This is a genomic window from Streptomyces sp. NPDC018029, assembly GCF_044327655.1.
In the GTDB taxonomy this organism is placed as follows: domain Bacteria; phylum Actinomycetota; class Actinomycetes; order Streptomycetales; family Streptomycetaceae; genus Streptomyces.
Genome location: NZ_JBIRFV010000011.1, coordinates 269,905 through 283,909, shown reverse-complemented (window position 1 = coordinate 283,909; position 14,005 = coordinate 269,905). Strand labels below are relative to the sequence as shown.

Here is a 14,005-nt window from a genome sequence, read left to right as displayed (position 1 = left end):
AGGGCCAGGAGATGACGATCCCGGCGCAGGCGAAGGGCTCGTCCGAGCCGCTGCTCAAGGTCGACGGCCTGGTGAAGCACTTCCCGATCAAGAAGGGGCTGCTCCAGCGCCAGGTGGCGGCGGTGCAGGCGGTCGACGGCCTCTCCTTCGACGTACGCCCCGGTGAAACGCTCGGCGTGGTCGGCGAGTCCGGCTGCGGCAAGTCGACGATGGGCCGGCTGATCACTCGGCTCCTCGAACCGACCGGCGGCCGCGTCGAGTTCGAGGGCACGGACATCACGCATCTGAACACCGCGCGGATGCGCCCGCTCCGCCGCGACGTCCAGATGATCTTCCAGGACCCGTACTCGTCGCTGAACCCGCGGCACACCATCGGCACGATCGTCGGCGCGCCCTTCAAGCTCCAGGGCGTCAAGCCCGAGGGCGGCGTGAAGAAGACCGTGCAGGAGATGCTGGAGCGGGTCGGGCTCAGCCCGGAGCACTACAACCGCTACCCGCACGAATTCTCCGGCGGCCAGCGCCAGCGCATCGGCATCGCGCGGGCCCTCGCCCTGCGGCCCAAGCTGGTCGTGGCGGACGAGCCGGTCTCCGCCCTGGACGTCTCCATCCAGGCCCAGGTGGTCAACCTCCTGGACGACCTCCAGGAAGAGCTCGGCCTCACGTACGTGATCATCGCGCACGACCTGTCGGTCATCCGGCACGTCTCGGACCGCATCGCGGTGATGTACCTCGGCAAGATCGTGGAGCTGGCCGACCGCAACGACCTCTACTCCACGCCGATGCACCCGTACACGAAGGCGCTGCTCTCCGCGGTGCCGGTGCCCGACCCCAAGCGGCGCGGCGTCAAGAGCGAGCGGATCCTGCTCCGCGGCGACGTCCCCTCGCCGATCGACCCGCCGAGCGGCTGCCGCTTCCACACGCGGTGCTGGAAGGCGACGGAGATCTGCAAGACCAAGGAGCCGCCGCTGACCGCGCTCGCCACCGGGCACCAGGTGGCGTGCCACCACCCGGAGAACGCGGCGGACCAGGCGCCGCAGGACACCGTGCTCCTCTCGGCGGCCAAGGAGGCGATCGAGGTGGTCTCGGTGGCGACCAAGGCGGAGGAGACGGCGGCGGCCGAGAAGGCTTCGGAGAAGGCACCGGAGAAGCCCTCGGAGAAGCCCTCGAAGTAGTGGCCACGGGAGGGAGGGCGTGCGACTGATCGCGCGCCCTCCCTCTGTCGTGTGTCACTCCGTGACGGTCCAGCGCCCCACTTCCCGGTACGCGGAGTCGTAGACGCTCTCGCCGTCGCCCGGCGTCAGCGCGTAGTGGCCGAGGTTGCCGCCCCAGTACCGCAGGATCCGGCCCAGCTCCTCGGCGGCCCTGCCGTCGAACGCGGTCTCACCCATGTCGATCTCCAACTGGAATCTCATGGGTTCAACCCTGTCATTGAACTCCTTTGTGAGACTTTCCCGGGCAAGGTCCATGGGTGGCCATAGGTGCCGGCCCGACAACCCTCAAACCGGGGAGAAGGCGGCGGGCAGGGCGGTCCGGCCATGGGGAAGACACGCGTAAGAATGGCGCGTGCTCCAGGATCTGTTCACGCCCTCCGTCCAGCACGCGCTCGACATCGTGGGGATCTTCGTCTTCGCGATCTCCGGCGCGCTGCTCGCCGTGCGCAAGAACTTCGACGTCTTCGGCATCGCCGTGCTCGCCGAGGTCACCGCGCTGGGCGGAGGCCTCTTCCGCGATCTGGTCATCGGGGCGGTCCCGCCGGCCGCCTTCACCGACCTCGGCTACTTCATCACCCCCCTCTTCGCGGCCGCGCTGGTCTTCTTCCTGCACCCCGAGGTCGAGCGCACCCAGCTCGCGGTGAACGTCTTCGACGCGGCGGGCCTCGGCCTGTTCTGTGTGGCGGGCACGACCAAGGCGTACGACTACGGCCTCGGGCTCACCGCGTCGGCGACCCTGGGCCTGATGACCGCGGTGGGCGGCGGCGTGCTCCGCGACATCGTCGCCAACGAAGTGCCCTCGCTGGTCCGCTGGGACCGCGACCTGTACGCGGTCCCCGCCATCGTGGGCGCCACGATGGTCGCCCTGTGCATCCACTTCGAGCAGCTGACGGGCTTCACCAGCGGCCTCGCCGCCGTGACGGCGTTCACCCTGCGGCTGCTCGCGATCCGCTACCACTGGCGGGCGCCGCGCGCCTGGAACCGCCGCTCCACCGCGGTGGAGGCAGAGGTGCGGGAGACGCCGTGAAGCACTCCGGGGCCGTGGCTGTTGAGCGTCCCGGAAAAGCTACCGCTCAGTAATTAGATGTTGTACGTTGCTGCCATGGCAACGGCAGCATCAATTCCCGCATCGGTGCCCGCGCGCATCGGCGACAGCGAGTTCGACCGCGACACGGCGGTCACCCGCCGGGAGCCCGGCGTCTACGACACGGAGCTCTCCGCGGGCTGGACGATCATCAGCGCCGTCAACGGCGGCTATCTCCTCGCCGTCATCGGCCGCGCGCTCGCGGACGCCCTGCCGCACGCCGACCCCTTCACGATCTCGGCGCACTACCTCACCGCGTCCAGTCCCGGCCCCGCCGTGATCCGCACGGACGTGGTGCGCGGCGGCCGGTCGCTCTCCACCGGTCAGGCCTCGCTCTTCCAGTACGACGAGGAGGGGCGCGAGGTCGAGCGGATCCGCGTGCTCGCCTCGTACGGCGACCTGGACGCTCTCCCCGACGACGTCCGCACGACGGCGAAGCCGCCCGCCATCCCGCCGCTCGACCAGTGCTTCGGTGCGCAGGACGCACCCGACCACCGCCCGGTGCCCGGCAGTTCGGCCATCGCCGACCGCCTCTTCCTCAAGCTCGACCCGGCCACGCTCGGCTGGGCGCTCGGCCAGCCGTCCGGCAAGGGCGAGATGCGGGCCTGGTTCGGGCTCGCGGACGGCCGCGACGCGGACCCGCTCTCGCTGCTGCTCGCCGTCGACGCGCTGCCGCCGACCGCCTTCGAGATGGGCCTCACCGGCTGGGTGCCGACCGTGGAGCTGACGGTCCACGTCCGTCACCGCCCGGCCCCGGGCCCGCTGCGCGTCGCGATCACCACGCGGAACCTCGCGGGCGGCTTCCTGGAGGAGGACGCCGAGGTCTGGGACAGCGAGGACCGCCTGGTGGCACAGTCGCGGCAGCTGGCGCGGGCGCGGCTCGGCTAGCGGCTCCGGCTCTCCCGGAGGAAGCCGATCAGCTCCCCGGCGAGCTCGGCGGGCGCGTCCTCCTGGACGAGATGCCCCGCGCCCTCGATCAGACGCAGCTCGGCGCCGGGGACGAGCTGCGCGAGCTCCTCGCCCTTGGCCGCGGGGATCCAGGTGTCCTGGGCGCCCCAGCAGATCAGCACGGGCAGCCGCAGCTCGCCGTACCGGCCCTGGATCTCGTCGGTGAACCGCTGGTCGTTCTGCTCGATCTGCCGGTAGAAGGCGGCCTGCCCCTCTGTCGTGCACCAGGGCTCCACGAGCCGGTCGAGCACGGCCGGATGCAGTCCGCGCCGGCTGGCCGAGCCGACGTACTCGCGGACCAGCGCCCGGTGCAGCTCGGGCGGCAGCTGGGCGAACACGTCGGCGTTCGCGCCGAGCAGCCGGTACGTGGGGGAGCCCCAGGGGGCGAGCGCCACCGGGTCGACGAGGGCGAGCCGTTCGTAGCGGACGCCGTGCAGCAGGTGCGCGCGCAGGGCGACACACCCGCCGAAGTCGTGCGCCACGACGGCGGGCCGGTCCAGGCCCCAGTGGCCGAGGAGTTCGCTGAAGACCCGGCCCTGCGCGGCGAGCGATACGTCCTGCCCGTCCCGCATCTCCGAGGCGCCGTAGCCGGGCAGGTCCCACACGTACACGCGGTGGCCGCCGGCCAGCGCGCGGGCGACGCCACGCCACACGTACGACGAGAAGGGCGTGCCGTGGACGAGGACGAGGGGCGGGGCGTCGGCGGGGCCGAGGGCCGCCCAGCGGACGGCGCCGGCGGAGCTGTCGAAGGTCTGGTCGAGGACCCAGTCGAGGGCCGGGAGGTCACGGTCCGAGGCAGCTGACATGACCGTAAGGCTAGTTGCTCCTTACATGCCGTGCCAGAGTTTTACGTGTCGTGCCAGTGCCTGCGGCCGAGGCCCACCAGCCGGAGCTGCCTGCGGGCGACGTCCGCGACCCGGGCCTCCGCCGTCGTCCCGGGGCCCGCGTCCAGGAACGCCGACGCGGTCATCACCATGTGGTCGACGTACATTCCGGCCAGCATCAGCAGATCGTCCTCGGTCCACCCCGCCGTCGGCTCCTCCTGGGCGAACTGCTCCGCCACCTCCTTGGCGAACAGGGCGAGTTGGGCGCCGATCGCGTCCCGCACCGCCCGCACGCCGCCGTGCCGCTCGCGGGCGATGAAGCGGACGTGCGCGGGATGCGTGTGGACGTAGCCCGCTATCAACTCGACCGTGCCCGCGATGCGTTCCTCACCGTCGCCGGTCGCGGCCAGCATCGCGGTCAGCGTGGTGTGCAGACTGCCGAGCGCCTCCTCGACCAGGGCCACGCCCAGGTCGGCGGTGTCGCGGAAGTGCCGGTAGAAGGCGGTGGGGGCGACGCCCACGGCACGGGTGACCTCGCGCAGGCCCAGGCTGCTGAGGCTCTGCTCGTCCAGCAGCTGGAGCGCCGCTTCGAGGAGTGCCTGCCGGGTCTTCTGCTTCTGGGCCTGCCGGACGCCGAGGGTGTGACTCATGCCATGCAGTTAACAACTGTTCTCCGAGTTTTGAAAGCCGGAGACGGAGTACTCTGTAAGTCAGTGAACAGTTGTAACCACAAGCGTTCACCGAATGAGAGAGGGATCTCCGTGCTCTTCATCGTCGCCGCCCTGATGCTGCTGGGTGTCGCCATGGGTACCGTGGCGCACGCCCCGCTTCCGGTCACCCTCGTCGCCGCCGCCGTCATCGGCGTGTGGCTCGCGGTCTTCGCCCTGCGCGAGCGCCACGCGCGGCACCGCTGAGCCCACCTCTCCGTACGACACCTCCACCTGCCAGGAGTCGCACCATGGGAAGCACCGCAACCCGCACCCGTTCCGAGAGCACGACCCCTGCCTCCACCGAGGAGCCCCGTCCCGTCACCGAGGAGCCCCGTCCCGTCGGACGGCGGGACACCGACGGCATGGCCGTCGCCTCCTTCGTCCTCGGTCTGCTCGGACTGCTCGTCCTGAACCTCTTCCTCGGGCCCATCGCGATCGTCCTCGCGAGCATGGCCCTGTGGCGCGGCACCGCCCGCAGGGGCCGCGCGCTGCTCGGCCTCGGACTCGGCGTGGCCGACCTCGTCGTGCTCGCCGCGCTCGTCGCGACGGACGACACCGTGTCCTGGGGTCTCGCGGGCTGACACCTGTCCCGGGTCTCTCGGGGTGACGGGTCTCGCAGGCTGACACCGCCGGGGCGGAGGGCGGCGCACGGCTCGTAGAATCGTGCCCACCATGGCCTACCTCGACCACGCAGCGACCACTCCGATGCTCCCGGAGGCGATCGCGGCGATGACCGCGCAGATCGCCGTCACCGGCAACGCCTCCTCGCTGCACGCGGCGGGGCGCCGAGCGCGACGCACCGTCGAGGAGGCCCGCGAGACGCTCGCCGAGTCACTCGGCGCCCGCCCCAGCGAGACCGTCTTCACCTCCGGCGGCACCGAGGCCGACAACCTCGCCGTGAAGGGCCTGTACTGGGCCCGCCGCGACGCGGAACCGGCCCGCACCCGCATCCTGTCGAGCCCCGTCGAACACCACGCCGTCCTCGACGCCGTGCACTGGCTCGGCGAGCACGAGGGCGCCACCGTCGAATACCTCCCCGTCGACCGGCACGGCCGCGTGCACCCCGACGCGCTGCGCGAAGCCATCGAGCGCAACCCCGACGACGTCGCCCTGGCCACCGTCATGTGGGCCAACAACGAGATCGGCACGGTCCAGCCGGTCCGCGAACTGGCCGACGTCGCCCATGAGTTCGGCGTCCCGCTGCACGCCGACGCCGTCCAGGCCTACGGCCAGATCCCCGTCGACTTCGCCGCCTCCGGCCTCGCCGCGATGACCGTGTCCAGCCACAAGATCGGCGGTCCCTACGGCATCGGCGCGCTGCTGCTCGGCCGTGAGTACAGCCCCGTGCCCGTCCTGCACGGCGGCGGCCAGGAGCGGCATGTGCGCTCCGGGACGCTGGACGTGCCCGCCATCGCGGCGTTCGCCGTCGCGGGCGAGCACGCGGCGGCACACCGCGAGCGGTTCGCCGCCGAGATCGGCGCGCTCCGCGACGACCTGGTGACCGCCGTCCGCTCGGCGGTCCCCGAGGCGATCCTCGGCGGCGACCCGGCCCCCGGTGGCCGGCTGCCCGCCAACGCCCACTTCACCTTCCCCGGCTGCGAGGGCGACTCCCTCCTGCTGCTCCTGGACGCACAGGGCATCGAGTGCTCCACCGGCTCCGCGTGCACGGCGGGCATCGCGCAGCCCAGCCACGTCCTGCTCGCCACCGGCACCGACCCCGACCTGGCCCGCGGCACCCTCCGCTTCTCGCTGGGCCACACATCCACGAAGGCGGACGTCGACGCGGTGGCGGCGGCGATCGGCCCGGCGGTGGAGCGGGCGCGGACGGCGGGCCTCAGCTAGGGCTTCTTCTCCTTGCTCGCGTTTTTCGTGGGCTTCTCCGGTCTGTCCCGCTCCGCCCGCACCAGACGCAGATAGCGGTCCCAGTCCCAGTGCGGCCCGGGGTCCGTGTGGTCCGTGCCCGGCACCTCCACGTGGCCCATGATGTGCTCGCGGTCCACCGGGATGTCGTACCGCCGGCAGATGCCGGCGGTGAGCCGCGCCGAAGCCGCGTACATCTCATCCGTGAACGACGACTTCTTGTCGACGAAGCCCTCGTGCTCGATGCCGATGCTGCGTTCGTTGTAGCTCTTGTTGCCCGCGTGGAACGCCACGTCCAGCTCGCGGATCATCTGCGCGATGTGGCCGTCCTTGCGCACCACGTAGTGCGCGGCGGCGCCGTGGCCCGGGTCCTTGAAGACCCGCAGCGCCGTCTGGTACCCGCCCTGGACGACGTGGATGACGACGCGGTCGATCTCGTAGTCGTCGGGGCGGTCCGCGCGGCGCCAGTTGTAGTCCGAGGCGGCTATCCACTGGGCGCCCGGGGCGTCGACCTCGCCCTCCTTGCGCTTCTTGACCACGCCCGGCAGCCGCCACCACAGCCGGCCCAGCTCGTCCCCGGCGAGCACGGCGGTGCCGACGGCCGCCGCGGCGCCGCCGATCAGCAGAGTGCGCCGGTCGATGCCCCGGCGCCCCGGCTTCTCCTGCTCTGCATCCCCCATATGATCGTCAACGCTTACTCACGGGCATCCGGTTCCCGCGGCCCCGTACCCTATGAGGGCTATGACTTTGACCGAGACCCCGCAGCCTCAGCCCTCGCAGCGTCCCCAGCGCCCCCTCCGCGTCCTGGCCGCCATGTCCGGAGGCGTGGATTCCGCCGTCGCCGCCGCCCGCGCGGCGGAAGCGGGGCACGACGTGACCGGAGTGCACCTCGCGCTCTCGGCGAACCCCCAGTCGTTCCGCACGGGCGCGCGCGGCTGCTGCACCATCGAGGACTCGCGCGACGCCCGCCGCGCCGCGGACGTCATCGGCATCCCGTTCTACGTGTGGGACCTCGCCGAGCGGTTCCGCGAGGACGTGGTCGAGGACTTCATCGCGGAGTACGAGGCGGGCCGCACCCCGAACCCGTGCCTGCGCTGCAACGAGAAGATCAAGTTCGCCGCGCTCCTCGACAAGGCCCTCGCCCTCGGCTTCGACGCGGTCGTCACCGGCCACTACGCCAAGGTGATCGTCCGCGAGGACGGCACACGCGAGCTGCACCGGGCCTCGGACATGGCCAAGGACCAGAGTTACGTCCTCGGCGTCCTGGACGACAAGCAGCTCGCCCACGCGATGTTCCCCCTGGGCGACACGGTCACCACCAAGGAAGAGATCCGCGCGGAGGCCGAGGAGCGCGGTCTGGCCGTCGCCAAGAAGCCCGACAGCCACGACATCTGCTTCATCGCCGACGGCGACACCCAGGGCTTCCTCGCCTCCCGCCTCGGCAAGGCGGAGGGCGACATCGTGGACGAGTCCGGGGAGGTCCTCGGCACCCACGAGGGAGCGTTCGGCTACACCATCGGCCAGCGCAAGGGCCTCCGCATCGGCACCCCCGCCCCCGACGGCAAGCCGCGCTATGTCCTGGACATCTCCCCGGTGAACAACACCGTGACGGTCGGCCCGGCCGCCGCCCTGGACGTCACGGCCCTGACGGCCATCAAGCCCCGCTGGTGCGGAGCGGCCCCCACGGGTCCGGGCACGTACACGGCGCAGCTGCGCGCGCACGGCGACGAGACCCCGGTCACCGCGGAGCTGGTGGAAGGGGAGCTTCGAGTCTCCTTCGACGAGCCCGTCCGCGGCGTCGCCCCCGGCCAGGCCGTCGTGCTCTACGACGGCACACGCGTGGTCGGCTCGGCGACGATCGCGTCTACGGAGCGGGTGACGGCGGCCGCCTGAGCGCCCCACTCTCAAGGCCCCTCACCGGGCCGCCCGCAAGGCCGCTCACGGAGCCGCCGTGAACATCGCGCTGGTGAGCGGGGCCCGGTAGGTCCACCCCAGCGACCCGTACAGCGCCCGTCCCTCCGGAGTACCCGCGAGGACGGCCGTGCGGGCGCCCCGGGCCGCGGCCGCGTGCTGGAGGGTGCGCATCACCAGGCCGCCCAGGCCCCTGCGCCGGTGTGCGGGGGCGGTCTCGACCTGGTCGACGACTGCGGTCGCCCCGGTCGGCGCGATCTGGCCGCGAGCCGCGAGGGCGCCGTCGGGGGCGGTGACCAGCGCCCGGGTGACCCCGCCGCGGGTCCAGACGCGCAGCCGGTATCCCGCGGGCACCGGCGCGGGCTCCGGCGCGTCCTGCGTCAGCGGCAGCGACATCAGGCACCCCGGCTCCGGGTCGATCCGCCAGCGAGGGCCCAGCCACGCGCGTACCACCTCCGGGTCCGCGAACGCCTTGAACCAGACGCCGGCCCCGGTCACCTGGTCGGCCACCTTCCGGACGGTGGTCTCGTCGACCTCGTCGCCCACCGCCCCGAGGACGTGCCGGGTGACGTGGTCGAGATGGCCCACGTCGATGGTCCAGCCCCACGGCTCGGTGAGCGGCGGCGCGGCCCCGCGCGACACCACCCAGCCGTCGACCCAGGCCCGTACGAGGTCGTCCATGCCATCCCCCTCTGTAATAACCAATTCACGATAGAGGCTATTACAGGGACTATAGCCGGGCCGAGTCGATCAGGCGACGCGGAGCACGATCTTGCCCTGGGTGCGGCCCTGTTCGCCGCGCGCGTGGGCCTTCGCCGCCTCCTCCAGGGGGATGACCGCGTCGATCTCCACGCGGAGCTTCCCCTCGTCGACCAGGCGGGAGATCTCCAGCAGGCCGAGGCGGTCCGGCTCGACGATCGTCCAGCCCGTGTGCACGCCGAGCTCCGCGGCCCGTGCCGAGTCCGGGAGGCCGCCGGGGTCGGGCAGCGTGACCAAGTGGCCGCCGGGGCGGATGATCTCCAGGGACCGTGCCCCGTACGCGCCGCCCACGCCGTCGAGGACCACGTCCACGTCGCTCACCGCCTCGGTGAAGTCCACGCGCGTGTAGTCGACGACTTCGTCCGCGCCGAGGCCGCGCAGGAAGTCGTGCTTCTCCTCGCGCGCGGTGCCGATCACGTACGCGCCGTGCGCCTTGGCGATCTGCACGGCGAGGTGGCCCACGCCGCCGGCGGCCGCGTGGACCAGCACCCGCTGTCCGGCGCGCAGCCCGGCCGTCTCGATCAGGCCCTGCCAGGCGGTGAGGGCGGCGAGGGGCAGCGCGGCCGCCTCGATGTGGCTGATGCCCGTGGGCTTGGGCGCGAAGCGCCGGGCGGGGGCCGCGACGAACTCGGCGTACGCGCCGGTCTGTTCGGGGAAGCGGGGCATGCCGAAGACCTCGTCACCGGGCTGGTAGAGGGTCACTCCGGGGCCCACCGCCTCGACGACGCCCGACACGTCGTAGCCGAGGATCGGGGTGTCGCCCCAGGTGCCGAAGGCGCCCTCCGCGCGGGTCTTCCAGTCGACGGGGTTGACGCCCGCCGCGTGCACCCGGACGAGGATCTCGGTCAGTCCCGGCTCGGGGCGGTCGACCTCCACGGGGACGAGGTTCTCGGGGGCGCCCCAGGCGCGGGGGCTGACGGCACGCATCTTCATGGTCTTCCGCTTTCTTCAGGAATGTCCTTGGGAACGGCTTGCGGGACCAAGCGTGCGACGGTGCGACCGAGGACAGTGCTGGCAGTTTGGTCATCATGTGACAGGATTCGGCCATGCAGTGCAGTGGAGCAAGTGGCACAAAGGGTGCGCATCGCGTGGCCGTCCTCGCCCTGGACGGCGTGTACGCCTTCGAGCTGGGCATTCCGTCCCGGGTCTTCGGTGTCGCCGAGGGCGCCGGGCGCACACCGCTCTACGACGTCGTGGTCTGCACGGTGGACGGGAACCCGGTGCGCACGGACTCCGGGTTCACGGTGGCCGTCGAGCACGGCCCCGAGGCCCTGGAGCGCGCGGACACCGTGGTGATCACGCCGACCCGCCGCTTCGACCGGGGCATGGAGGGTGACGAGCTGCCGGAGGGCGTGGTCGCCGCCCTGGGGCGGATCAGGCCCGGCACTCGCATCGTGTCGTTCTGCAACGCCTCGTACGTCCTCGCCGCCGTCGGCCTCCTCGACGGGCGCCCCGCGACGACGCACTGGCACGTCGCCCGCGACTTCCAGCGGTCCTTCCCCAGGATCAAGGTCGACGCGGACGTGCTCTTCGTGGACGACGGCGACGTGCTCACCGCGGCGGGCGTCGCCGCCGGCATCGACCTCTGCCTCCACCTCGTGCGCCGCGACCACGGCGCGGCCGTCGCCAACCACGTCGCCCGCGTCTGCGTCGTACCGCCCTGGCGCGACGGCGGGCAGGCGCAGTACATCGAGCGGCCCGTCCCGGAGCCCACGCTCGCCACGACGGCCGCCACGCGCGCGTGGGCCCTCGAACGGCTCCAGGAGCCGCTGCCCCTGAGCGAACTCGCCGCCCACGCCCGCATGAGCCTGCGGACCTTCACCCGCCGCTTCCAGGAAGAGACCGGCATGCCGCCCGGCCGCTGGCTGGCCGCCCAGCGCATCGAACTCGCCCGGCAGCTCCTGGAGTCCAGCGACCTGCCCGTGGACGTCGTGGCCCACCGGGCGGGGTTCGGCACCGGCAACTCCCTGCGCCAGCACATGCGTTCCGTGCTCGGCGTCTCGCCGGCCGCCTACCGGCGGACGTTCACGGCTGCTTCGTGACCTCTGCTTCGTAGAAGCAGAAGTGGTCCTTGATCTGCGCCACGGCCGGCTTCGGCTCCGGGTACGCCCACACCGTGTCCGGGGCACCCGGCAGCGACCAGTAGGCGGCCGTGCCCTTGAACGGGCAGTACGTGTGGGTCTCCGACGGTGTCAGCAGGTCCGTGCGCACGTCCTCCGGGGGGAGGTAGTGGCGTACGGGATACCCCGTCTCGCGCAGCAGCAGGGGGCGGCTGCTCTCCGCCACGACCTGCCCGTCACACACCACGCGCACGTGGTCCGTGCCCTGCTCGACGGTGATCCGGTGTCCGTTGGTCATGAGATGCCCTCCTCGACGAGTGCCTTCTGAGACGGAACGTACCGTGGGCGCATGAACATCTGCGTCTTCCTCTCCGCCGCCGATCTCGACGAGCGCTACACCCGCCCGGCCCGTGAATTCGCCGAACTGCTCGGCAAGGGCGGCCACACGCTGGTGTGGGGCGGCTCCGAGAGCGGCCTCATGAAGGTCGTGGCGGACGGCGTGCACGAGGCGGGCGGGCGGCTCGTCGGCGTCTCCGTCGACTTCCTCGCCGCCAAGGCCCGGCAGGTCGTCGAGCCCCACGAGATGGTGATCGCGCGCGACCTCGCCGAGCGCAAGGCGCTCCTCCTGGAGAAGGCCGACGCGATCGTGATCATGGTGGGCGGCACCGGCACCCTCGACGAGGCCACCGAGATCCTGGAGCTGAAGAAGCACGGCAAGCACACCAAGCCGGTGGTCCTGCTGAACTCCGCCGGGTTCTACGACGGCCTCAAGGAGCAGTTCCGCCGCATGGAGGACGAGGGTTTCCTGCCCGTCCCGCTGACCGACCTGGTCTTCTTCGCGGAGGAGCCCGTCGGCGCCCTGGCCTACCTGGAGGAATCCTTCGGCACCCGGTGATGCGAGCATGGCGGGTATGGCTACACATGTGATCACCGGGGCGGGCTCCGGCATCGGCGCGGCCGTCGCCCGCCGCCTCCACGCACGCGGCGACGACCTCGTCCTGCACGCGCGGGACGCGGGCCGCGCCAAGGAGCTCGCCGCCGAGTTTCCCGGCGCGAGCACGCTCGTCGGAGACCTCTCCGACCCCGACAAGCTGTCCTGGGCCTTCGGCCACCAGTCGCTGCCGTCCCGAGTCGACTCCCTGCTGCACATCGCGGGCGTCGTCGACCTCGGCCCGGTCGGCGAGCTCACCCCCAAGGCGTGGCGCCACCAGCTCAACGTCAACCTCATCGCCCCCGCCGAACTGACCCGCCACTTCCTGCCCCAGCTCCGGGTCGCCCAGGGGCACGTGGTCTTCGTCAACTCCGGCGCCGGCCTCAACGCCCACGCCGACTGGTCCGCGTACGCGGCCTCCAAGCACGGCCTGAAGGCCCTCGCCGACTCGCTGCGCCAGGAGGAGCACGGCAACGGCGTCCGTGTCACCTCCGTCTACCCCGGCCGCACGGCGAGCGCCATGCAGGTCAAGGTCCACCAGCAGGAGGGCAAGGAGTACGACCCGTCGCGCTACATCGACCCCGAGTCGGTCGCCACGACGATCCTCATGGCCCTGGACCTGCCGCGCGACGCGGAGGTCAACGACCTGACGGTGCGGCCGGGACGATGAGCGACACCTTCACCTGGGGCCCCGCCACCGGCATCGGGTCGATGCCCGGCGGGGACGCCCGCGAGGCCGCGAAGACCGTGACCGGCAGCTTCGAGGGGCCCGAGCAGGGCATCCCGTACCTGCCCGAGCTGCCCGCGCGCGGACCCGGCGCCGACATGATCGGCCGCACCGCCGGGCTCCTCGTCGACCTGTACGCGCGCGTGGAGCCCAGCGGCTGGCGCGTCGGCGACCGCCCGGGCCGGGACACCCGGCGCGCCAGGGCCTGGCTCGGCGAGGACCTCGACGCCCTCGAGGAGTTCACCCAGGGGTACGAGGGCCCGCTGAAGGTCCAGGCCGTCGGCCCCTGGACGCTCGCCGCCGCCCTGGAGCTGAGGAACGGCGAGGCCGCGCTCTCCGACCCCGGCGCCTGCCGCGACCTCGCCGGATCCCTCGCCGAAGGCCTGCGCGAACACCTCGCCGACGTGCGCCGCAGGGTGCCCGGCGCACAGGTGGTCCTGCAGCTCGACGAGCCCTCGCTCATCGCCGTGCTGCGCGGGCAGGTCAAGACCGCCAGCGAGTACCGCACGCACCGCGCCGTGGACCGGCAGGTCGTAGAGAGCACGCTGCGGGACGTCCTCGCCGTCCGGGGCGAGGGCGCCGCGGTCGTCCACTCCTGCGCCCCCGACGTGCCCTTCGCGCTGCTTCGCCGCGCCGGGGCCGACGCGATCTCGTTCGACTTCTCCTTGCTCACCGAGCGTGACGACGAGGCGATCGGTGAGGCGGTCGAGGGCGGCACGAAGCTCTTCGCCGGTGTCGTGCCGGGCGTGGACGGCCGATTGTCAGACCCTGCCGGTAGCGTCATGGGTGTCAGGACGTTCTGGCGCAGGCTGGGGCTGAATCCGGGATCGCTCGCGGAGTCGGTCGTGGTCACTCCGTCGTGCGGTCTCGCGGGCTCTTCTCCCGCGTACGCACGCGAGGTGCTCGGCCATTGCGTGAGAGCGGCGCGATCGCTCGCGGACAACCCTGAGTAATTGGGTATGACGTAACGGGAGGACGAA

Annotated in this window: 18 protein-coding genes; 11 read left to right on the top strand and 7 right to left on the bottom strand. The window is 72.0% G+C overall.

The annotated features are described in order from the left end of the window. The first annotated feature begins 11 nt into the window (after window positions 1-11). Window positions 12-1,172 carry an ABC transporter ATP-binding protein gene (locus tag ACH4D5_RS31355; protein ID WP_398309036.1) on the top strand — a complete coding sequence of 387 codons (1,161 nt, stop codon included), beginning with the start codon at window positions 12-14 and terminating at the stop codon, window positions 1,170-1,172. Window positions 1,173-1,226: 54 nt separating this feature from the next. On the opposite strand, the gene ACH4D5_RS31350 is transcribed toward ACH4D5_RS31355, so the two are convergent. Next, a complete protein-coding gene (locus tag ACH4D5_RS31350) occupies window positions 1,227-1,412 on the bottom strand; it encodes a hypothetical protein (RefSeq protein ID WP_398308891.1) in 186 nt (61 codons plus the stop codon). 151 nt (window positions 1,413-1,563) lie between these two features. Here ACH4D5_RS31350 and ACH4D5_RS31345 point away from each other — a divergent pair, with 151 nt between their 5' ends. Then, complete coding sequence (locus ACH4D5_RS31345) at window positions 1,564-2,238, top strand: trimeric intracellular cation channel family protein (protein WP_398308889.1); 675 nt, start codon at window positions 1,564-1,566, stop codon at window positions 2,236-2,238. A 75-nt stretch (window positions 2,239-2,313) separates the two neighbouring features. Continuing rightward, on the top strand, window positions 2,314-3,183 hold the full coding sequence (locus ACH4D5_RS31340; RefSeq protein WP_398308887.1) for a thioesterase family protein: 870 nt from the start codon (window positions 2,314-2,316) through the stop codon (window positions 3,181-3,183). On the opposite strand, the gene ACH4D5_RS31335 is transcribed toward ACH4D5_RS31340, so the two are convergent. Then, on the bottom strand, window positions 3,180-4,049 hold the full coding sequence (locus tag ACH4D5_RS31335; RefSeq protein WP_398308885.1) for an alpha/beta fold hydrolase: 870 nt from the start codon (window positions 4,047-4,049) through the stop codon (window positions 3,180-3,182). The genes ACH4D5_RS31340 and ACH4D5_RS31335 overlap by 4 nt on opposite strands. Before the next feature lie 41 nt (window positions 4,050-4,090). Beyond that, window positions 4,091-4,717 carry a TetR family transcriptional regulator gene (locus ACH4D5_RS31330; protein ID WP_398308883.1) on the bottom strand — a complete coding sequence of 209 codons (627 nt, stop codon included), beginning with the start codon at window positions 4,715-4,717 and terminating at the stop codon, window positions 4,091-4,093. A 111-nt stretch (window positions 4,718-4,828) separates the two neighbouring features. On the opposite strand from ACH4D5_RS31330, the gene ACH4D5_RS31325 reads away from it, so the two are divergent. The 3 genes from ACH4D5_RS31325 to ACH4D5_RS31315 all read left to right on the top strand — a co-directional run bounded on the left by ACH4D5_RS31325 (window position 4,829) and on the right by ACH4D5_RS31315 (window position 6,619). Next, the gene (locus ACH4D5_RS31325) at window positions 4,829-4,981 is read left to right on the top strand and encodes a hypothetical protein (protein ID WP_398308881.1); all 153 of its coding nucleotides are present in this window, start codon (window positions 4,829-4,831) and stop codon (window positions 4,979-4,981) included. Between the two features lie 158 nt (window positions 4,982-5,139). Beyond that, on the top strand, window positions 5,140-5,358 hold the full coding sequence (locus ACH4D5_RS31320) for a DUF4190 domain-containing protein (RefSeq protein WP_398309033.1): 219 nt from the start codon (window positions 5,140-5,142) through the stop codon (window positions 5,356-5,358). A gap of 91 nt (window positions 5,359-5,449) precedes the next feature. Then, window positions 5,450-6,619 (top strand): cysteine desulfurase family protein, encoded by a 1,170-nt coding sequence (locus ACH4D5_RS31315; RefSeq protein WP_398308879.1) that lies wholly within the window; start codon window positions 5,450-5,452, stop codon window positions 6,617-6,619. On the opposite strand, the gene ACH4D5_RS31310 is transcribed toward ACH4D5_RS31315, so the two are convergent. After that, complete coding sequence (locus ACH4D5_RS31310; protein WP_398308877.1) at window positions 6,616-7,317, bottom strand: N-acetylmuramoyl-L-alanine amidase; 702 nt, start codon at window positions 7,315-7,317, stop codon at window positions 6,616-6,618. The two genes, ACH4D5_RS31315 and ACH4D5_RS31310, sit on opposite strands and share 4 nt — an antisense overlap. 67 nt (window positions 7,318-7,384) lie before the next feature. On the opposite strand from ACH4D5_RS31310, the gene mnmA reads away from it, so the two are divergent. Next, a complete protein-coding gene (mnmA, locus tag ACH4D5_RS31305; protein ID WP_398309030.1) occupies window positions 7,385-8,530 on the top strand; it encodes a tRNA 2-thiouridine(34) synthase MnmA in 1,146 nt (381 codons plus the stop codon). A 45-nt stretch (window positions 8,531-8,575) separates the two neighbouring features. Here the strand turns inward: mnmA and ACH4D5_RS31300 are convergent, their stop codons facing one another. Further along, window positions 8,576-9,229 (bottom strand): GNAT family N-acetyltransferase, encoded by a 654-nt coding sequence (locus tag ACH4D5_RS31300; protein ID WP_398308875.1) that lies wholly within the window; start codon window positions 9,227-9,229, stop codon window positions 8,576-8,578. Window positions 9,230-9,298: 69 nt separating this feature from the next. Further along, a complete protein-coding gene (locus ACH4D5_RS31295; RefSeq protein ID WP_398309027.1) occupies window positions 9,299-10,234 on the bottom strand; it encodes an NADP-dependent oxidoreductase in 936 nt (311 codons plus the stop codon). Window positions 10,235-10,353: 119 nt separating this feature from the next. Between ACH4D5_RS31295 and ACH4D5_RS31290 the strand changes: the two genes are divergently transcribed. Next, window positions 10,354-11,349 carry a GlxA family transcriptional regulator gene (locus ACH4D5_RS31290; protein ID WP_398308873.1) on the top strand — a complete coding sequence of 332 codons (996 nt, stop codon included), beginning with the start codon at window positions 10,354-10,356 and terminating at the stop codon, window positions 11,347-11,349. On the opposite strand, the gene ACH4D5_RS31285 is transcribed toward ACH4D5_RS31290, so the two are convergent. Continuing rightward, window positions 11,333-11,665: a DUF427 domain-containing protein gene (locus ACH4D5_RS31285; protein ID WP_398308871.1), complete on the bottom strand. Its 333-nt coding sequence runs from the start codon at window positions 11,663-11,665 to the stop codon at window positions 11,333-11,335. The genes ACH4D5_RS31290 and ACH4D5_RS31285 overlap by 17 nt on opposite strands. Before the next feature lie 51 nt (window positions 11,666-11,716). On the opposite strand from ACH4D5_RS31285, the gene ACH4D5_RS31280 reads away from it, so the two are divergent. From ACH4D5_RS31280 to ACH4D5_RS31270, 3 genes are read left to right on the top strand one after another with little or no spacing between them, the layout of a single operon-like run. Next, complete coding sequence (locus tag ACH4D5_RS31280; RefSeq protein ID WP_398308870.1) at window positions 11,717-12,262, top strand: TIGR00730 family Rossman fold protein; 546 nt, start codon at window positions 11,717-11,719, stop codon at window positions 12,260-12,262. A gap of 7 nt (window positions 12,263-12,269) precedes the next feature. Further along, a complete protein-coding gene (locus ACH4D5_RS31275; protein ID WP_398308868.1) occupies window positions 12,270-12,968 on the top strand; it encodes an SDR family oxidoreductase in 699 nt (232 codons plus the stop codon). Beyond that, entirely contained in the window at window positions 12,965-13,978 is a 1,014-nt protein-coding gene (locus tag ACH4D5_RS31270) for a methionine synthase (protein ID WP_398308866.1), read from the top strand. Before ACH4D5_RS31275 ends, ACH4D5_RS31270 begins: the two co-directional genes overlap by 4 nt. Window positions 13,979-14,005 lie beyond the last annotated feature (27 nt).